Origin of the sequence: Pseudomonas sp. B37(2017) (assembly GCF_002112885.1) — a bacterium.
In the GTDB taxonomy this organism is placed as follows: Bacteria; Pseudomonadota; Gammaproteobacteria; order Pseudomonadales; family Pseudomonadaceae; genus Aquipseudomonas; species Aquipseudomonas paraglycinae.
On record NZ_NEIX01000001.1, the window covers coordinates 1,341,373 to 1,359,720 of the forward strand.

Annotated in this window: 17 protein-coding genes; 8 read left to right on the forward strand and 9 right to left on the reverse strand. The window is 55.4% G+C overall.

The window, feature by feature from the left end; translation table 11 throughout:
* Positions 1-430 precede the first annotated feature (430 nt).
* Both CAF90_RS06120 and CAF90_RS06125 read left to right on the forward strand, forming a co-directional pair.
* On the forward strand, positions 431-793 hold the full coding sequence (locus CAF90_RS06120) for a DUF6124 family protein (protein WP_007958158.1): 363 nt from the start codon (positions 431-433) through the stop codon (positions 791-793).
* Between the two features lie 404 nt (positions 794-1,197).
* The gene (locus CAF90_RS06125; protein WP_139834464.1) at positions 1,198-2,664 is read left to right on the forward strand and encodes a PIN-like domain-containing protein; all 1,467 of its coding nucleotides are present in this window, start codon (positions 1,198-1,200) and stop codon (positions 2,662-2,664) included.
* Positions 2,665-2,972: 308 nt separating this feature from the next.
* Here the strand turns inward: CAF90_RS06125 and CAF90_RS06130 are convergent, their stop codons facing one another.
* The 4 genes from CAF90_RS06130 to solA all read right to left on the reverse strand — a co-directional run bounded on the left by CAF90_RS06130 (position 2,973) and on the right by solA (position 7,060).
* Positions 2,973-3,581, reverse strand: coding sequence for a hypothetical protein (locus tag CAF90_RS06130; RefSeq protein WP_085604914.1), 609 nt, complete (start codon positions 3,579-3,581; stop codon positions 2,973-2,975).
* 169 nt (positions 3,582-3,750) lie between these two features.
* Positions 3,751-4,419 (reverse strand): HNH endonuclease family protein, encoded by a 669-nt coding sequence (locus tag CAF90_RS06135; RefSeq protein ID WP_085604917.1) that lies wholly within the window; start codon positions 4,417-4,419, stop codon positions 3,751-3,753.
* The gene (locus CAF90_RS06140) at positions 4,401-5,570 is read right to left on the reverse strand and encodes a DUF262 domain-containing protein (RefSeq protein WP_085604919.1); all 1,170 of its coding nucleotides are present in this window, start codon (positions 5,568-5,570) and stop codon (positions 4,401-4,403) included. Before CAF90_RS06140 ends, CAF90_RS06135 begins: the two co-directional genes overlap by 19 nt.
* Positions 5,571-5,854: 284 nt before the next feature.
* A complete protein-coding gene (gene solA / locus CAF90_RS06145) occupies positions 5,855-7,060 on the reverse strand; it encodes an N-methyl-L-tryptophan oxidase (RefSeq protein ID WP_170929354.1) in 1,206 nt (401 codons plus the stop codon).
* A gap of 193 nt (positions 7,061-7,253) precedes the next feature.
* Between solA and CAF90_RS06150 the strand changes: the two genes are divergently transcribed.
* Positions 7,254-8,585, forward strand: a complete 1,332-nt coding sequence (locus CAF90_RS06150; protein ID WP_085604922.1) for an amidohydrolase — start codon at positions 7,254-7,256, stop codon at positions 8,583-8,585.
* A gap of 68 nt (positions 8,586-8,653) precedes the next feature.
* On the opposite strand, the gene CAF90_RS06155 is transcribed toward CAF90_RS06150, so the two are convergent.
* From CAF90_RS06155 to CAF90_RS06170, 4 genes are all read right to left on the reverse strand, one after another.
* Positions 8,654-8,905, reverse strand: a complete 252-nt coding sequence (locus tag CAF90_RS06155) for a pyocin S6 family toxin immunity protein (RefSeq protein ID WP_085604926.1) — start codon at positions 8,903-8,905, stop codon at positions 8,654-8,656.
* Positions 8,906-8,945: 40 nt separating this feature from the next.
* Positions 8,946-9,191 carry a colicin E3-like toxin immunity protein gene (locus tag CAF90_RS06160; protein WP_085604928.1) on the reverse strand — a complete coding sequence of 82 codons (246 nt, stop codon included), beginning with the start codon at positions 9,189-9,191 and terminating at the stop codon, positions 8,946-8,948.
* A 7-nt stretch (positions 9,192-9,198) separates the two neighbouring features.
* Positions 9,199-10,422: a colicin E3/pyocin S6 family cytotoxin gene (locus CAF90_RS06165; protein ID WP_085604932.1), complete on the reverse strand. Its 1,224-nt coding sequence runs from the start codon at positions 10,420-10,422 to the stop codon at positions 9,199-9,201.
* A gap of 91 nt (positions 10,423-10,513) precedes the next feature.
* The gene (locus CAF90_RS06170) at positions 10,514-11,437 is read right to left on the reverse strand and encodes a LysR family transcriptional regulator (RefSeq protein ID WP_085604935.1); all 924 of its coding nucleotides are present in this window, start codon (positions 11,435-11,437) and stop codon (positions 10,514-10,516) included.
* Positions 11,438-11,542: 105 nt separating this feature from the next.
* On the opposite strand from CAF90_RS06170, the gene CAF90_RS06175 reads away from it, so the two are divergent.
* From CAF90_RS06175 to CAF90_RS06195, 5 genes are all read left to right on the forward strand, one after another.
* Positions 11,543-13,510 (forward strand): alkyl/aryl-sulfatase, encoded by a 1,968-nt coding sequence (locus tag CAF90_RS06175; RefSeq protein ID WP_085604938.1) that lies wholly within the window; start codon positions 11,543-11,545, stop codon positions 13,508-13,510.
* A 153-nt stretch (positions 13,511-13,663) separates the two neighbouring features.
* Positions 13,664-14,302 (forward strand): response regulator transcription factor, encoded by a 639-nt coding sequence (locus tag CAF90_RS06180; RefSeq protein WP_085604941.1) that lies wholly within the window; start codon positions 13,664-13,666, stop codon positions 14,300-14,302.
* A 227-nt stretch (positions 14,303-14,529) separates the two neighbouring features.
* A complete protein-coding gene (locus tag CAF90_RS06185) occupies positions 14,530-14,784 on the forward strand; it encodes a transmembrane sensor/regulator PpyR (RefSeq protein ID WP_085604944.1) in 255 nt (84 codons plus the stop codon).
* A gap of 82 nt (positions 14,785-14,866) precedes the next feature.
* Positions 14,867-15,382: a phage infection protein gene (locus CAF90_RS29675; RefSeq protein ID WP_256578495.1), complete on the forward strand. Its 516-nt coding sequence runs from the start codon at positions 14,867-14,869 to the stop codon at positions 15,380-15,382.
* A gap of 119 nt (positions 15,383-15,501) precedes the next feature.
* On the forward strand, positions 15,502-16,551 hold the full coding sequence (locus CAF90_RS06195) for an NAD(P)-dependent alcohol dehydrogenase (protein WP_085604950.1): 1,050 nt from the start codon (positions 15,502-15,504) through the stop codon (positions 16,549-16,551).
* A gap of 4 nt (positions 16,552-16,555) precedes the next feature.
* Here CAF90_RS06195 and CAF90_RS06200 read toward each other — a convergent pair whose 3' ends face one another.
* On the reverse strand, positions 16,556-18,124 hold the full coding sequence (locus CAF90_RS06200) for a winged helix-turn-helix domain-containing protein (RefSeq protein ID WP_085604953.1): 1,569 nt from the start codon (positions 18,122-18,124) through the stop codon (positions 16,556-16,558).
* Between the last annotated feature and the right edge of the window lie 224 nt (positions 18,125-18,348).

Below are 18,348 nucleotides of genomic sequence, written 5' to 3' on the forward strand. Positions count from 1 at the left end.
TGAAATCGATGTGATCGGATTATTCAGCAGCTGCTTGGGGCGTCTGATTTCGACATGGCGAAGTCGGCGTGTTTAAGCGTTTTTCGAATGGCGTTTAGAAACGCCCGGCATTACTTCCCCACGGCTACAGCGTCTTGCGTCATTGCCTACGACTACGCCAGAATCCGCCGGCTTGTGCGTCTGGGGTGCGGGTTTTATCGTTTCCGGGTCACTGAAAAACAGTGATCGGGTTTGGTAGCCCGGATTACCTGTCGCATCGCAACACCAGATTGCAGGGACTCTTTCGTCCTCTGTTTCATGGTGGCCATGCGTAGGGCGTCTTCGGACGCGCCGGGTATCCAGGTGACCGGTCTACCAACCTCCGTATGGCCACCACCCTCGTTTGGTAGCGAGGCTGATGGCTCCACTTTCTCACCCTGGAGTTACATCTATGTTCAAGCCAACACCGAACCCACCGGAAACCGATCCGGTTTCTCCCTACAAATTCCCCGACTCCCGAACCCTTAACGAAGCGGCCGAACGCGCGCTCGATCACTACCTCACTCCGCAACAACGGATCATGGGCAGCCACCACAAACACGACCCCATGTACATGGCCAACCCGGCCTACAACACCGAATCACTCCTGGCCAACGCCAGCGAATCACTAGGCTCGGCCAGCGAAATGCTTAATAACTTTGCGGCCACCCTGGAGCCTGCTCATCGCAAGACTGCGATCGGGATTGCGCAGTTGGTGATGTTGAGCGAGTTGGCGGTGAATCAGGCGTTGGATCATGTTGAGGTGAAGACCTAAACGCTAGCTCTCTGCGACCGGATGGTACGCGGCTAAAGAGGGCATGAGCGTTTGGCCGTAGCTGTCCCGAAGAATGGCAGCTATCGGCCAAAAGCGGGCGCTTGAAAGCGGCACCTTTCGGTTAGAAGCGGACTTTTGCAAGCGACCGCTACCTACCAGATGCCAATTAGTATGTTCAGAAATGGCCACAAATGATCAGAGGGTTTCTAATGTTCGCGAGTTGGCAGGCCATTGTAGTTTTGGGTTCAAAGCCTGCCGACGACTCCTCCAGAGGTAGGCGTGGTTGTTTTTAAAGAAAGCTTTAACGCTTAGTGGCCACGTGATATCAATACCCTTATTTTTGTGGTTAGATACCCGCTTGAAAAGTTAAATACATGTGGTGTGATTAGGTTATGGAGCAGACCGTGGAAGAACAAATGATAGATCCTATCGAAAATCTCATAAAAATACATAGAGAGGTTGATAACGGAGACTTTGAGAAATTATGGAAGGAGGGTGTTTTTATATTTGACTCAAATGTCCTCTTAGATCTTTATCGTCTTCCTGAATCAGCAAGCAGAGATCTTCTAAAAGTCCTAAAGAGCAAAGAATTTACTGATAGAATTTGGATAGGCTTTCAAGTTCTAGTTGAGTTTCTAAATAATCGCCACGAAGCAATTAGCGATCAAAAGAATAAATTTGGAATTGTTAGAAATCATCTTACTGAATGTTCATCTCGATACTTTGAGCTTTTTAGCGCACTGAGCAGCGAACTATCGCAACTGAAACTAAAGCAGCGCCACTCTCTCATTGATCCGGATAAGTTTATAACCCCTAGCAACATTCAAGCCGGCATAAAATTCATTGAGGACTTTATTGAGCATCTTGACTCATTAGAAAAAAAACAATCAGATGTTAATGATAGAGATGTGCTGCAAGATTTGGTTCTCGAACTATTCAAGGGAAAGGTAGGCACGGGATTCACCAAGCCAGAACTTGAAGAATTCTACAAGCTTGGTGAGGATCGATATAAAAATAGCATTCCGCCCGGTTACAAAGACAAAGCCAAGACAGGCTCGTATTTGGTCGACGACAGAGAGTTTATAAGAAAATTTGGCGATCTTATTCTTTGGCATGAAGTAATCAGAAAGGCCAAGACAGAAAAACTGAAGTACGTTGTACTCATCACCGGAGATGTTAAGGAAGACTGGTGGTATGAGAAGCGCGGAAAAAAGCTTGGCCCGAGAAGAGAGCTTCTGAATGAAATCTACTTTAAAGCTCCCGACCTTGAATTTTTTCATATGTATGACACTTCTAACTTTCTAATGCGTGCTAGAGATGCGCTCAATGTTAAAGTTCAAGAATCATCAATCAACGAGGCTAAATTCTTGATAGAGGAAAGCCGAAAAAACAGGGTAATCAGTGATTCTGATTCATTTTTTTCAGTTCAAGACTTGCTTTTGTCTGCAAATGAAAGCCTGCCTGGCCTGCATTTAAAGCTGACATCTGCCTGCATGAGGATTCCAGCAATAAGCTTTTCCGAAAAAGCTCTGCGCCAATCAATTTTAGATATTTTCTCTTATATGCAGCTTCGGCATTCAGCGGAGAGCGTTACGGTCGGCGCCCGGATCAGCAACAATAATATTGTTATGCGTTTTCAGTGCAAGATCGAAGATCCTGAGCCACTCGAAAACTCCGAGCTTGATATGACTACTACGGACAAAATTATTACTGATCAATACCGGCACTTATTAAGAAACATCAAAGTAAGCCTCGTCGCGCTTGAAGTAAAAGTTTCCACGCCCAAAATATCCGATAATAAATTCGTAATTGAGCTATTTATTCCTATTGGTTTTTTCTCGAGCGCTCCTGAAAGCCTCAATCATGACTAAAAACCAAGGCTTTCTTATGCTGCTCTTTATTTAAAGACAGTTAGTCAGAACGCCGTTTATGTTCAAAAGGCCCCACACCACGACTCACAAAAATTGGGACGGATTTATTGTCCGAAAAAACATATCCGTCCCAATTTGCTGGCTGGCCAACTTGCAAAGTATAGACACTCGACTGCGAAGCAAGTTAGCACAGTGCGCAGCATTCTCCATGGTCAGTTTTAAAACTGGGGACAGACCTCGATTCGAGCGCACCTGTAATCGGCCCGTCTAATAATCGTGGGTGGGCCTCGCTCCTATTCTTTGATGCCCTATTCAGAATAACTTTGCTCAAGTGCCTCCAGGTCGCGCACCGTGAACACATAAGTCTTGTTTGAACTGATAACTTGCTGCCCCATCTGATCTGCCATCCAGTCCAGTTTTGGATATAGTGTTGCGATTAGATCTTTAGTTTTTCCCCATATCGGGTCCAAAGCTTCTAAACATTGATCCGAGAATGTTCCTTGATCAACTCTTGCCCCATGCAGTGTTCCCCTTAGAACAGGAACTAACTCTCTGATAATTCGTAGGTCTGTTGCAGCATCCTGCTCTTGGACTCTGCCAAGTTCCACAGGATCAAGTTCAAGCCCATGCGTCTGTGCTGCAATTCCTGCGTATAGAACAGAAATCCTATTCTCAAGATAGAGAGTGAGGTCGTCGACATTCTTGATTACTGGGGCTGGGTTGATCCAAGAGTCGCCTTCTTGCACAGGAGGATGAACCTGGCTCTGCTGTCTGATCTTTACGGTGATTTCACCAGTATCGAATCCCAGTTTTCGGGCCACTAACCAGTGTCCTAACTCGTGGCGTAACACTTTTCTCTGCACTTCATTCCATATTTTTGTGGGGGAATGCGGCTTCTTCTTGACTTGTTTTTTCACTTGCAACTCTTAGGCAAAAAGGGGGTAGGTTTATTTTAGTTGGCAGAGAGGACGCCGGGGACAGACCACGATCGGGCTCACCCGCAATCGGAACGGCTCATAATCGTGGCCTGTTCCCGTTTCCTGCTCTGAGTGGATACCAATGGTACCCACAGAATACGACTCGGCATTAATAATTGACATATTGAGCATTCCAATATTTTAGACAGAAATCGATGATCTTTAACTGCCTGAGATCAATGGATTCTGATGTCCATTTATTATCGAACATGAATAACTCTAGCTCATTCTGTGTTTTATAAGGAGCCTTGGAGAAGTATTTTGAATTTTTAACATATACCTCTCCATTGCTTTTTGATGAATTGGCAGAGGCCGGGTCAAAGGTTAAATTTCCTAAACGATTTAGGTATTGATCTCTAAAGGCTGAATCTAAATCTGGGACTATGGAACCATCAAGAACGATGCCATTTTTGGTCTGAGAGGCAATATGTTCTACTGTTAACCGAGTTTTACTGCCAGTATTTTTGAATTCAGCTTCTGACATTTCAGAACATATTGGTTGCTCCGAAAGCCGCAAGTGATTTTCATACTTCCATACTAGATAGCAAAGATCACGACTGGACATCCAGTTATATAGATCGGCATCTTGCAGTGTCTCATGAAAACGTTTGCGGCTGCTGGCATCGTTTATAATTGACGAAAGGGTATCGAATAGAGGCTCAAATCGACCTGAGAAATTTCGAGCAAGCTTGTAAAGTGCTGACTGGCCCGTATTCGACCTATTTTGCTGAACTGCGAAAATACGGAAGCTATAAATTTCTAAGAGTCGGCATGTAATAGCGAAATTATTTTTTTCGGCGAAGCATCACTTTTATAAGCCTTCAAAATTAGAGGATAGAAGCTTTCCATTCGCTCCAAACACAAAAGATCACGGTATGATTGATACCTAGACATTGAGATTTGGCGCATTATATGAAAGCTCTCTTTTAACTCCCTGCTAAATCGATCAATAAACGCCAACGCATCCTGTTTGCGTCCATTAGCAATAAGCGGGTTAAGCTTGCATCTGATAGATGCCATAGGTTGCTGGTAATCCGACTTATCAGCCCAATCCTCAAAAGCAATATAGTGAAATCGAAGTATGGAGTCTTCATCTATTTTTCCGTCAAAGAGTTCCAACTCTCTGAAAACATCAGAAAACCTTTGCTGAATTACCGTTAAATAATGTTCAACGTCATCGGCGGCGAGGTAGGTTTTGTACATTAAAAAGCTTTTTATTTTTTCAAGATTGGTTAGTCTCTTCCCTCGATCGTTCGTGGTTTCAAAAATAAGGGTTGCTTCCGCCGCGTCTTTTACAGAATACGTTAAAACTTTAGTATATTCATCCAGCTTGCACTTCAATTGCAAAAGCTCTTCAGTCTCTCTGCCAGCCAATTCGATTTGAAAATAATTTTTCGCCTCTAACAAACGGCGCTGGGACGGTGTTTCAATATGATCAGCGCCATTTCCATCATTTAGGACGTAATTAAAAAAGAAGTCATTGTCGGGTGAAATAGCTTGTAATTTTGGACGATTCTTATTGAAGATATACGTTTCTTCAACCAAATCCAATCCAAGCTCCTCATATTGAGTCTCGTCCAACCGCTGGCGCAAGTTAGAAAGCAAGACTTTCATAAAGATGATTGTTGTAGTAATCCTTTGCTGTCCGTCTACTATGTCTATCAGATCAAATCCGGCATGCTTTTCGGACTTCTCCTGAAAGAGAATGGTTCCTAAAAAGTAGTCTCGACCGAGTGCTTGATTGTCAATGTCTTCAATGAAGTCAGGGAGTTGTCGGTTTGTCTCCCACGCGTAAGCGCGCTGATAATCTGGGATGTTGAATATCTTGCGGCCATCAAACAATTCCTTTAGTTTTTTTTGCCCATTTTCCATTAGGTCAGCCCACTGTACTTTGGAAGGTTTGATAGAAGCTACAACACATGAAGGCATCTTGCCATCCCAAAGAGTTTACTGTGTCCTGTTTTATCTTCCTATGAGCAAAAGGTCAGTAGGTCATCAGAACGTGGAGCCGCTAGCTCCCTAAGGCCCACCGGCTCCAGACGCTGGAATAACCTCGATGGTTCTTCCCAACTGATCTTGTATTGGCATCTGACCTGAGCATTGACCTCGAACACCGATTGCAAAGGACTATCTCTGAGAGGCCTACAAAGAACCGGTGCTGACCGATCTTTACTCTCCACGAGCGACAGCTTTGCGTCGGAAGTAGCCCATATTCATCGTCCGTTATTGGCCGAGAGCCGCCACTCGCAATTACTGTCACACCTCTCAAACCGCCCCACCGAAAACAACGAAAGATCCAGCTCACTCTCCCCCCGCAAACACCACTGCGCAAACGCCTCCCCCAGCGCCGCCGAGTGTTTGAACCCATGCCCGGAGCACGCCGACACCACCAACGTATGTTGCAACCGTGGATGTTCATCAATGATGAAATGCCGATCCGGCGTGACGGTGTAGGCACAAACCGCTGACTTCACCACCCGATCCGTCAGCCCGGCAATGCGCCCCTGTACCTGCTGTTCGTACATCTCGCGTTCTTCCTCGGCCGAGACTGTGCGATCCAGCGTTTCAGGCGTGGACGTGCTGTGATACTGCGCCGTAGCCACCTTCAAACTGCCCTCCCCCGGCAACGCGGGAAAGCCATAGAAATCGTCGTCCGGGCCGTGAGTGAAGATGAACGTGGGCGAGTGGCCGATCAGTTCCGCATCGGGCTCGGTTTCGAACCAGAACAGTTTTTGCCGATAGACGCTGAGCAGCCCGTCGAACGGCGCGCCCAGCAATCCGCCCGCCCAGTTGCCAGCGGTGACCACCAGTTTGTCCGCGCGCACGGTGCGCTGGTCGGTGGTGACGGTGACGCCCTGTTCGTCCGAGCTGATATGGGTCACGGTCTCGCCCTTGTACAGCGTGGCGCCGTGTTGTTCGGCCAATCTCAGTTGCACGTCGATGCAGCGTTCGGGCCGTACAAAACCGCCTTCGGGCTCGAAGTAGCCAATGGCGTCGTCGCGCACCTGGGCAAACTGCGGAAAGCGCTGGCGGATCTGGGCAGCGTTGAGGACTTCGTGTTTGATGCCGTAGGTCTGTGCCAGGGCGATGGTGCGCAGGGTGAAGTCGGTTTCGTCGGCGGGGTCGAAGTCGGGGCTGGAGGTCAGCACCAGCAGGCCGGTCTGTTCGAACAGGGACTCGCCCGACAGCGCTTCCAGTTCACGCCAGATGCGGTGGGAGTTGCGCACGATGGGCACGTATTGCGCGCCCTCGCCCACGGACAGCCGGGTGATGCGGGTGTCGCCATGGCTGGAGCCGAATGTGTGCGGCGGATGGTGGCGGTCGATGCCGACCACGTTGACCCCGGCCTTCGCCAGTTGATACACCGTGGCCGCGCCCATGGCGCCGAGGCCGATGACCAGTGCTTCGCATCGTTCCATGATTGATTTCCGCTCAGGCAAAAGAGCCACAGTGAAGCGGATCAGGCGACGGAAAACAATCCGCTGAAAGCCGCGCTCAGGCAAAAACGCGAAAAACCAAAAGCCGTGCGATTACCGGCCAGACTCGTTTGTCCCGCCTTGCATCGCGGCATACCCTCTGACGCCAATAAAAACCATAAGAGAGAGTCACGCCTTGATCCGTTTCTGCAAAACCTCGTTGTGCCTTGCCGTTCTGTCCTCGTTTGTTGCCACTGCCAGCCATGCCGCCGATGCGCCCTGGGTCGATGGCGCCGTGAGCGCGGTCAATCAGGAAGTCATCGATCTGCGCCACACGATTCATCAGCATCCAGAGCTGGGCAATCTTGAGTTCAAGACTGCCGCGCTGGTGGCTGAGCGGCTTAAGGCGTCGAACATTGAAGTGCGCACCGGGGTCGGCAAGACGGGGGTTGTGGGTGTTCTGAAAGGCGGATTGCCGGGGCCGGTGGTGGCGTTGCGCGCCGACATGGACGCACTGCCGGTCAAGGAGATGACCAACCTGCCGTTCGCCAGTCAGGCCACCAGCACACGGCTGGGAAAGAGCGTGCCGGTGATGCACGCCTGCGGGCACGACACCCACACCGCCATGTTGCTGGGCGCCGCGAAGGTGCTGGCCGAGCATCGCGATCAGGTGCGCGGGACGGTGGTGTTTCTGTTTCAGCCGGCTGAGGAAGGTGCAGCGGATGTCGATGAATTCCAGACCGACACCCTGATCGGCGCACAGGCGATGATCCGCGATGGCGCGCTCGATTCGCCCAAGGTCGAGGCGGTGTTCGGGGTGCATGTAATGGCGGGTTATCCGACCGGGCATCTGTTCTATAAATCCGGGACCGTGCTCAACAGCAGCGATTCGTTCCGCATCACGGTCAAGGGCCAGCAGACTCACGGTTCGGCGCCCTGGAGCGGTGTCGATCCGATTGTCGCCAGTCAGGGCATCATCAGCGGTTTGCAGACGCTGGTCAGTCGGCGTGTCGATCTCACGCAGGGCATGGGCGTGATCAGTGTCGGCACGATCAACGGCGGCTCGGCGGCCAACATCATTCCCGAGACCGTGGAAATGACCGGGACCATTCGCACCAACAACGCCGACATCCGCGACACGATCCTGAAAAAGATGCCGCCGCTGGTAAACAGCATCGCCAGCGCCTACGAGACCCAGGCCAATCTGCTGCTGGTGAACAATGCGCCGGTAACCACCAACGATCCGGCCCTGACCGAAGCCATGATCCCGGCTCTCGAACTGGCAGCACCGGGCAAGGTCGAGCGCCTGCCCGCCTCCCTGTCGCCGAGCGAGGACTTCTCCTACTACGCGCGCAAGGTGCCGGGGTTGTTCGTGTTCCTCGGCGCAACGCCGGAAGGCCAGGACATGAGCAAGGCACCGAACAACCACAGCCCCTACTTCACCGCCGATGACGCGACACTGGCGACCGGGGTGAAGGCGCATGTGCAGTTTGTGCTCAATTATCCGGGCCGGGGTCAGCGGGGCTGATTGGCTTATGTGAAAAGGGGGCGGATGTATTCTCGTGAATACATCCGCCCCCTTTGCTCTCCGCAGTTTCAGTACTTCGCACAGGTGCCCATGAAATACTCCAGACCGCTCGGGAAGGTGACATTCAGCAGGGCTCCCAGTGCCGCTACCTGATCCTCACTCAGTAACAACTCACCAGGTTCCAGTGCGCTCAGGGGCTTGGATTCAATGAGCTGTGTAACTTTTTCATTCATTTCGCTACCGCCGATATCCAACTCGAACTGCAGCGTGTCGTCTTGGACGTCATCCGGGTAAAAGCCGGTTATTGAAAGAAAGAGCATGGCTTGACCCCTTTACTGTCAGTCAGGCTGTCTGTCGGTGCTAGCTGTAATCAAACGAAATTTGATAGTCGTTGGTACTCAGAGCGATCTGATGCTGAAAGTACGGCTGAATGGTCGCAACCCACTTTTCGACGACGTTGAAGCTGCCATTATTGATGTTGCCCTCTACTGGAATGCCTAGGGCATTCAATACTGATTCATCATCCCCCAGATCTCTTGACGACTCCTCGCCCTGGAATTCCTGGGTTGCTGCGTCGTACCACTCCAGTCTCAGTTCCAGTCCCATCTCGTCCTCACAGATATCTTTTTTTGATGCTTCTTTCTTTTATAGGTCCTTCGCGTTGCTCACCCGTGTAGGGATCGAAGGCCCCTAGGTGAGTCCCATCGCTTCGGTACATTTCTAGCTCTCCATGCCTTGAGTCCCATTCGTAGATTTTCTTTCCTTTGGCATCTGTCCAACGCTTGCGAAGTCCTCCTCCGCCCTGAACCGGATTTTTGTCTCTAACTTTTTTCAGGTCTGGAAATGCGGTGATTTGCTCTGTAGTCGGCGGCTTATGGTAGCTATGGCCTGCAGGTGCCAAACCTTTACGTGCGGTGCTCAGTACAACGTATAACGGTTTTACCCCCGACCCCACCGGAAACACCAGAATGAAATCCCGATACTCCGGCGGATAAACCGGATTCACCAGAATCCCGTCCGCCGCTTTCGTCGGCGGATACACCCAGATATGCGGCGCCTGCGGAGCAGCCTCCAGTGCCGGAATACCAAGAATGTCGGAACCGTCCACGGCGGGCGTCCAGACCAGCTCAACACCTTCACCAAGGTCTGCAATAAACCGGCTACCACGTGCCGTGAACTGCACGACATCTACCATTTCCCAATCGCGATTCTTGCCCGTGTAGAAGCCGTAACCCTTGAGGCTCCCGTCGGCCTGCTGTTCAACACGCAAGCGCACACGGGTTCGGGCCTGTTTGAGGGCGAGCAACTGGTCTTCGGTGTAAAGCGCGCTGTCGCCCAGGTTCGAGGGCATGAACATCGCCACCAAACCGAGCAGCGGGCTGATGACAGCAGCAGAGGCCATCGCGGGCAACGCCTTGAACGCTTCCCCCGCAAGGGCAAAAGTGCCCAGCCCCGCAGGAATTGCCGTGCCGCTGATTTTCTTGAGTGCAACGCCACCGCTGTCATCGGCTTCCCGGCCACCCAGCAAAATCAGCTCGCCGTAATCCTTCAGGCTGTCAGTCGGCACCATCCCCGAAGGATTCGAGTAATCGATGATCGCGTCCGGCAACCTACAGGACTTGGCAAACACGCAGCCGGCACGCACCGCATCAGGCTTGTTCGCCGCCACCTCACGGCTACGCTCGAAAGCATCCTGTCTCGCCAGCATGGCGTCGTACTTGTTTTGTCGTTCTTGCTGATCGGCCAGTTCGGTGGCCGTCATGTAGCGGTAGGTGACGTGATGCCCGTCGCCTGCCGGTGGGTTGTAAACCCGGGGAATGTCCTTTTGACCAGCCACTGATTGTCCTTTCGTTCATGCATCGGCAGCCCCTCGCAAGAGGCTGCACGACGTTAACGAAGCAGGAAAATCGTGGCTGTAGGACGTATCTCTAAAGACGTGGGGATTGTTCGACGTGAACGAATTGCATCTCGGCAACGACCGCCTCAATCACACACAAAGCCGTCGGCGACAGGCTTCTACCCTGCAAACTCACCACGCCAATTTCAGAATGAAATCCCGGCCTGTCGACAACATGAAGCTCAATCAAACGCCCCACCCGAACGTCTTCGGCCACGGCGCCATGGATGACGCCGAGGATGGTGTCGGTTGAGCCAGCGACGGTCTTGAGCAACGCCACATCATCACACTCAAGCACGATGGGCAGCGCCTGGCGGGTGGAGATGCCGAGGGTTCGGGCGGTCTCAAGCTTCACTACTTCCGGCAGGCGCGTCGTGGCGATGCCGTAGCCTTCCAGTTCGCCCATCTGCACTTTACGCCCGGCCAGCGGATGCTCCGGTCGTACGAAAAAGCCTGCCGAGACCTGGCCCAGCGAACGGATCAGCAGATCGGATTCGGCCGTGAAGTTACGGATGTCGGCAACAAAAAATTCGATCGCTTCAGCGCGCAGCCGCGCCTCGAGAATCTGCCAGTTGTTCACTTCCACCCGCAGGGTGACCGCCGGGTGATCCAGGCGCAGTCGCGGCACCACTTGATGCATCAACATGGCCGCCGGGAACGGCCCGACGCCGAAAGCGAGGCTGCCCAGTTGGCGGTCGCTGTAGAGCGCCATGTCCCGCTCCAATGACCGGGCATCGAACAGCAGCCGCCGCGCCCGCTCGATCAGGAACTCCCCCGCCGGCGTCGGGCGGACGTCGCCGGTGTCGCGATCGAATAGGCGCTGCCCGGTTTCGCTCTCCAGCGCCTGAATGCTGCGGCTCAGGGCCGGTTGGCTGAGGTGCACGCGTTCGGCGGCGCGACCGAAATGGCGTTCATCGGCCAGCGCGAGAAGGTGTGACAGTCGTTTGAGGTCCATTCGCCCGATGCTAGCGACGCATTATCCGGATGTAAACAATGCATTGGATACATCACCGCCCTACCCCTAGGCTGGAGCGCATTCGACCCTCGGAGAACAACAAGAATGAAACCGACCCTCTACACGATCATCGCCCTGACGCTGGTCTCCCTCGGCGGCTGTGACAACAAGCCGAGCGCCGCTGCGGGAGATGCCACGCCCGCCACGGCAGCGGTGATCCAGGCGTCGATCAAGGGCCTGGACCTCAGCGACAACCGGGACATGGAAGATGCTCAGCGCGGCTTCATCGCCCGGCCCACCGGCAAGATCCTCGGCGCTGACGGCAATGTCCTGATCGATTTCGATGCGTACCGTTTCGTCGAAGGCCAGGCGCCGGCCACCGTCAACCCGAGCCTGTGGCGGCACGCGATGCTCAACGCGCAGATCGGCCTGTTCAAGGTCCGCGACGGGATTTACCAGTTGCGCGGTTTCGACATCGCCAACATGACGCTGATCGACGGGCAAACCGGCTGGATCGTGGTCGACCCGCTGACCTCCCGGGAATCTGCCGCAGCGGCGTTGGCATTTGCGCGCGAGCATCTGGGCAACAAGCCTGTCACCGCGATCATTTTCACCCACGACCATGCCGACCATTTCGGCGGTGTGCTGGGCATCACCTCAAGCAGCGAAGTCGCCCAGCGCAATATTCCCATCGTCGCGCCTGCCGGGTTCATGGAGGAAGCCACCAGCGAAAACATCCTGGCGGGCCCGGCGATGGCGCGGCGTTCGATGTATCAGTTCGGCAAGAACCTGACGCCGGGCGCCACCGGCATTGTCGACACCGGGCTGGGCAAGAACGTCGCCTACGGCAGCATGGGCATCCTGCCGCCGACGCAGATCATCGACCAGCCGGTCCAGCCGCTGGTGCTCGACGGCGTCAGCTTCGTGTTCCACAACAAGCCCGGCGCGGAAGCCCCGGCCGAGCTTACCTTTTCGATCCCCGCGCTCAAGGCGTACGGCGGTGCGGAGCTGCTGGCGCAGACCATGCACAACCTCTTGCCGATCCGTGGCGCCAAGGTGCGCGATGCGCTGCGCTGGTCCGACTACACGCAAATCGCCCTTGATGAGCTGGGCGACACCGAGGTCTATTTCGGTCAGCACAACTGGCCGATCTGGGGCAACGAGCGAATCCGCGAGTTCATCACCAAGCACCGCGACGTCTACAAATACCTGCACGACCAGACCGTGCGCCTGATGAACGCCGGCTACACCCCCAACGAGATCGCCGACAAGATCCAGCTGCCGGATTCGCTGGCCTCGTACTTCGGCACCCGTGGCTATTACGGCGACCTGCGCCACAACGTCAAAGCGATCTACCAAATGTACCTGGGCGCCTACGATGGCAACCCCGCGCACTTGAATCCTATGGTTCCCAAGGAATCGGCAAAGCGCTACATCGAATTGATGGGAGGCAACGCCAAAGTGGTCGACGCCGCCCGCGTGGCCTACGACAAGGGCGAATACCGCTGGGTCGCCGAACTGCTGGATCAGGCCGTGCTGGCAAAACCCGACGACACGGCCGCCAAAGAACTGCTGGCCCGCGCTTACGAACAGATGGGCTATCAGGCGGAATCGGCAACCTGGCGCAACAGCTACCTGACCGCTGCCATGGAGCTGCGCAACGGCCCGCCAGCCAAGGGCGTCAAACGCTCCGACCTGATCGAACTGATGAAGCAGACGCCCACCGAACGCTTCCTCGAAGCCATGGCCGCGAGCCTCGACGGGCCGGCGGCGGATGGCAAGAACTGGACGTTCAATCTGGTGCTGACCGATACGAATGAATCGTTCGTGCTATGGATCGAGAACGCCGTGCTGCACTACCGAAAAGGCCCGTCGGCGGCGAACGCCAACGCAACGCTGACCGTCACCAAGGACCTGTTCGTCCAGCTGCTGGGCGGCACCGCCGGACTCAAGGAAACGCTCACTTCCGATGATCTGAAAGTGGATGGCAGCAAGGTCGATCTGGTGAGATTTCTGGGGTTGCTGGAAAAGGCGCCGGGGAATTTCGCGATTGTCGCCCGTGCAGGAAACTGACCCACCGAGGCCATTGATCGACGGAACACGCGGTCGATGGCCTCTGGACGGTTACCCAAGAAAAATCCAATGAAAACCGGAGGCTCGGGCAAAGCTTTCCGTTGAATTGTTCAGCATCCTGCGCAACCCGATCGCCGCGAAGCCATCCAGCGTATGGAAGTAGAATCAGCACCCGACCGCAACCTGGAACCCATCGTTTTCATCATCGATGATGACGCCCCTCTGCGCGAGGCCCTTGGCAGCCTGTTGCGCTCCATCGGCCTGCAAGTCGCGCTGTTCGGTTCGGTCGCCGACTTCATGAAATTCGAGCGACCTGACCTGCCCAGTTGCCTGGTGCTGGATGTGCGATTGCAAGGCACCAGCGGGCTGGTCTTTCAGCAGGCGCTCGCCGACGCCAAAATCGGTCTGCCGATCATTTTCATGACCGGGTACGGCGACATCGCCATGACCGTTCGCGCCATGAAAGCCGGTGCCGTCGACTTCCTGGAAAAACCGTTTCGCGAGCAGGCAATGATCGATGCCGTCGTCGCCGCGCATACGCGGGACAGGTCGCGCCGCGAGTGCGAACGCCGCCATCAAGAGTTGCGCACACGCCACGGGACACTGACGGTCAGAGAACAATCGGTGATGGCATTGGCCGTTTCGGGCCTGATGAACAAACAGATCGCCAGTGCCATCGGCCTGAGCGAGATCACCGTGAAAATCCATCGCAGCCAGGCCATGCGCAAAATGCGTGCGCAGTCGTTCGCCGATCTGGTTCGAATGGCCGAAAGTCTGGGTATCAACCATTAGATGTAACGCTCTTGTTCAGCGCACATTGAAAGTTGTTTATATACGTTGGTATGACTTCTCCATACGCTGGAAGGATAAAACCAGACTTATGCAACATGGTTGATCCCTACCGCCAACAGTAAAATCCCTCCATCAAATGCAACGCCCTGCAAAGTCATTGACTTCGCGGTTTCCGTTCGCGCCGAAACTTGTCCACCCACTTATTAACGCAGGGATGGCTGAACAACATGTATGACTTTTTTGAAGACTCGCATCGCGTGCTGAAGCTGTCCCACGTATTGCTGATCGGCGGTCTGGGCATGTTGATGGCGGGGATTTTCCTGGCTTATGTGTTTGACGCTCACCTGACCTTGCCCACGCTGGTCGGTGCGCACGGGATGACGATCCTCGGGCCGACCGCGATCAAGTTGGGTTATGTGATGCGCCTGATTGCACATAACCGAATTCGCCTGGCCACGCAGGAACATGGCATTCCTCATTAGAAGTAATCGATTGAATTAAAACCTGTCTGGTTGCACCCGGAAGTTCATTAACGAAATCCCACCACGACTCAGGATGATCACGATGAAAACTATTGGATTGGTATTACCCGTCGCCATTGTTTCAGCCACCTGGATAGTTGCCACTCATGCATTCGGCGCAAATTGCCTGCCCGACATGCCGGTTGCCAACAGGCAGGAAACCAGTGCTCCGGATTCAGAAACTTCATCAGTGCAACAGTACCGAGCCAGAAAGGCGCCTACGCAGATTGCCGAAGGGGGTTCGGATCGGCTGATGGAACGGCGCGTCGCCGAGGGCGGATCGGACCGACTGATCGAACGTCGCGTTGCCGAAGGTGGCTCCGATCGCCTGATCGAACGCCGTGTTGCCGAAGGCGGCTCCGATCGCCTGATCGAACGTCGCGTTGCCGAAGGTGGCTCCGATCGCCTGATCGAACGTCGCGTTGCCGAAGGCGGCTCCGATCGCCTGCTCGAACGCCGTGTTGCCGAGGGCGGATCCGATCGCCTGATCGAACGCCGGGTAGCCAGCAATCAGTACGACGCCGCGATGAACATGCGAATGCATTTCTCGATGGACTGACGTGATTTCACCGAAATCGATCCGCAGGATCAGGCAAGTAATCGGTAGAAATGCACTACAGGCTGTGCGAGCAATCCGGGAAGAATGGTCCTTCGACACATTCATCAAGGACTACTCCCATGCTCGTACACGCCTACGGTGCCCACGCCGGCGATAAACCCCTTGAGCCGATGCAGATCAATCGTCGCGCACCGGCGGCCCACGATGTGCAGATCGACATCGCCTTCTGCGGCATCTGCCACTCCGACCTGCACCAGGTGCGCGCCGAATGGGCCGGGACGCAATTCCCGTGCGTGCCGGGGCACGAGATTGTCGGCCGCGTTTCGGCAGTCGGCGCCCATGTGTCCGACTACAAGGTCGGTGATCTGGTGGGTGTCGGCTGCATCGTCGATAGCTGCAAACACTGCGACGACTGCGAAACCGGTCTGGAAAACTACTGTGACGGCATGATCGGCACCTACAACTTCCCGACCCCGGATGCGCCCGGCTGGACCCTCGGCGGCTACTCGCAAAACATCGTGGTGCATGAGCGCTACGTGCTACGCATCCGTCATCCGGAAGCTCAACTGGCCGCTGTCGCGCCGCTGCTGTGTGCGGGCATCACCACGTACTCGCCGCTGCGTCAGTGGAACACCGGGCCGGGCAAAAAGGTCGGTGTGGTCGGTATCGGTGGCCTGGGCCACATGGGCATCAAACTGGCCCATGCGATGGGCGCGCATGTCGTGGCGTTCACCACCTCCGAGTCCAAGCGCGAAGCCGCCAAGGCACTGGGCGCCGATGAGGTCGTGGTATCGCGCAACGCCGAAGAAATGGCCGCGCACACCAAGAGTTTCGACTTGATCCTCAACACCGTCGCCGCGCCTCACGATCTCGACGCGTTTCTGGTGCTGCTCAAGCGTGACGGCGCCCTGACGCTGGTCGGCGCACCCGCCTCGCCGCATCCGTCACCGAACGTGTTCAACCTGATCATGAAGCGCCGGACCATCGCCGGTTCGATGATCGGCGGTATTCCGGAGACTCAGGAGATGCTGGATTTCTGTGCCGAGCACGGCATCGTTTCCGACATCGAGCTGATTCGCGCCGATCAGATCAATGCGTCTTACGAGCGGATGCTGCAGGGCGATGTGAAGTATCGGTTCGTGATCGATAACGCGACGCTGGCTGGCTGAACCGTTACTCCGGCAACCCCGCCAACCGCAAACCTTCGGCAAACCGGGCAACATCTTCAGGCCGTTGAATGGGCAGCCACGCGCTCAGGCTGGACACCCGCAAAGTCGGATCCAGCTGACGCACCCGTTCCATGGCCTGCCCGGCTTTGTCGGTTCGCCCACTCAGCGCCTGGCTTGCGGCGATCAAGGCCGGCGCTGCCAATAGACTGGGCAGGTTTCCCTGCGCTTTCTCGGCCCAGGAAGCCGAGAGTTCAAAACGACCAGCGAAGAAGTGCGCCAGCGCCATGCCCACCTGCATGCGGAACATTTCCGGATCCAGCGGGCTCAGGCGCACGGCATGTTCGAGGTTGGCAATGGCGGCGTCGGTTTCGCCACGCAGGGCGCGCAGGATACCGCCGAGAAACCACGCTGGGGCCAGGTTGGGATTGAGCAGTCGAGCCCGATCGAGCAAGGCGATGCCACAGTCGACATCCCCGGTCAGATGGGCCAGGGCATGACCGCTGCGGGTCAGCGCCACGGCGTCGTCGCGCCCCAACTCCACACCCATTCGCGCCAGCCGCGCACCTTCGGCGATTTCCCGAGGCCGGTCGGTCATCCAGCCGTTGAGCTTGCGCCAGAAGTGGCACCACGCGGCCATGCCATACGCCGAGGCAAATTCCGGATCCAGTTCAAGCGCCCGGTAGAACAGCGCCAATGACTGCTCGATCGCCTCACGGGTGCCGATATGCAGCTTGGCCGTACCACGCAGGTAATAATCGTAGGCATCGAGGCTGTCAGTGGGCTTGCGTTTGGCACGCTCGATTTCCGCGCGCTCCAACTGCGGCGCGATGGCGCCCACGACGCTTTCGGCCACTTGATCCTGGAGTTCGAAAATATCGTCGAGCAGGCCTTCGAAGCGCTCGGCCCACAGGTGCGTTCCGCTGCAGGTATCAATCAACTGGCCGGTGATGCGGATCTTGTTGCCGCACTTGCGCACGCTGCCTTCCAGCACATAACGCACACCCAGTTCCTGACCGACACCTCGCGCATCCACCGCCCTGCCCTTGTAGGTGAAGCTGGAGTTGCGAGCGATGACGAACAGCCAGCGCAGGCGCGACAACGCGGTGATGATGTCTTCGACGATGCCGTCGGCGAAGTAGTCCTGTTCGGGGTCGCCGCTGAGGTTCTGGAATGGCAGGACGGTGATCGAAGGCTTTTCCGGCAGGACAAGTGTCGCGACCACCTCGGGTTTCGCAGGCGCTTCAGGCGTATTGACGGGGCTTTCGCACGGGATGATTTCACCGACAAAGCGATAGCCCTTGCGCGGCACCGTGCGCACCAGACGCTGTTGCTCGCCGGTGTCGCCGATGGCCTTGCGCACGGCGTTGATGTGGCTGGTGATGGTCGATTCGGAAACGATCCGGCCACTCCACACCGCGCTCAACAGTTCGTCCTTGCTGACCACCCGCTCGCGGTTGCTGACCAGCAGCAACAGCAGATCGAAGACCTGCGGCCCGACAGTCACAACCTCCCCGCGCCAGGTCAGTTCCCGGCGCTGCTGGTCGAGCACGTAGTCTTCAAACACGAATGGCACGGTGGCTGTTCTCTGGTCTGGCGCCCCCGACTCCGTGTCCGAGCGGGCGATTGTCGTGCGCTCAATGATACGGCAGACCCTGGGCCACCGCACCGGTCTGCACGCTGGTCTACGCGTCTGCCGACGGATTGGCCTGTCTGGACAGAAAACCAAGGCAAATCCAAGGTCACCACAAGGATTTGCTGAAGCGCCAACGGCATGCTCAACCCACATCGACAGCAATG

Bases quoted from the DNA above. Each gene is read 5' to 3' on its own strand.
- CAF90_RS06120 (WP_007958158.1), top strand. From the start codon at position 431: ATGTTCAAGCCAACACCGAACCCACCGGAAACCGATCCGGTTTCTCCC.
- CAF90_RS06140 (WP_085604919.1), bottom strand. From the start codon at position 5,570: ATGCCTTCATGTGTTGTAGCTTCTATCAAACCTTCCAAAGTACAGTGG.
- solA (WP_170929354.1), bottom strand. From the start codon at position 7,060: ATGGAACGATGCGAAGCACTGGTCATCGGCCTCGGCGCCATGGGCGCG.
- CAF90_RS06155 (WP_085604926.1), bottom strand. From the start codon at position 8,905: ATGCTCTTTCTTTCAATAACCGGCTTTTACCCGGATGACGTCCAAGAC.
- CAF90_RS06160 (WP_085604928.1), bottom strand. From the start codon at position 9,191: ATGGGACTGGAACTGAGACTGGAGTGGTACGACGCAGCAACCCAGGAA.
- CAF90_RS06170 (WP_085604935.1), bottom strand. From the start codon at position 11,437: ATGGACCTCAAACGACTGTCACACCTTCTCGCGCTGGCCGATGAACGC.
- CAF90_RS06175 (WP_085604938.1), top strand. From the start codon at position 11,543: ATGAAACCGACCCTCTACACGATCATCGCCCTGACGCTGGTCTCCCTC.
- CAF90_RS06180 (WP_085604941.1), top strand. From the start codon at position 13,664: ATGGAAGTAGAATCAGCACCCGACCGCAACCTGGAACCCATCGTTTTC.
- CAF90_RS06185 (WP_085604944.1), top strand. From the start codon at position 14,530: ATGTATGACTTTTTTGAAGACTCGCATCGCGTGCTGAAGCTGTCCCAC.
- CAF90_RS29675 (WP_256578495.1), top strand. From the start codon at position 14,867: ATGAAAACTATTGGATTGGTATTACCCGTCGCCATTGTTTCAGCCACC.
- CAF90_RS06195 (WP_085604950.1), top strand. From the start codon at position 15,502: ATGCTCGTACACGCCTACGGTGCCCACGCCGGCGATAAACCCCTTGAG.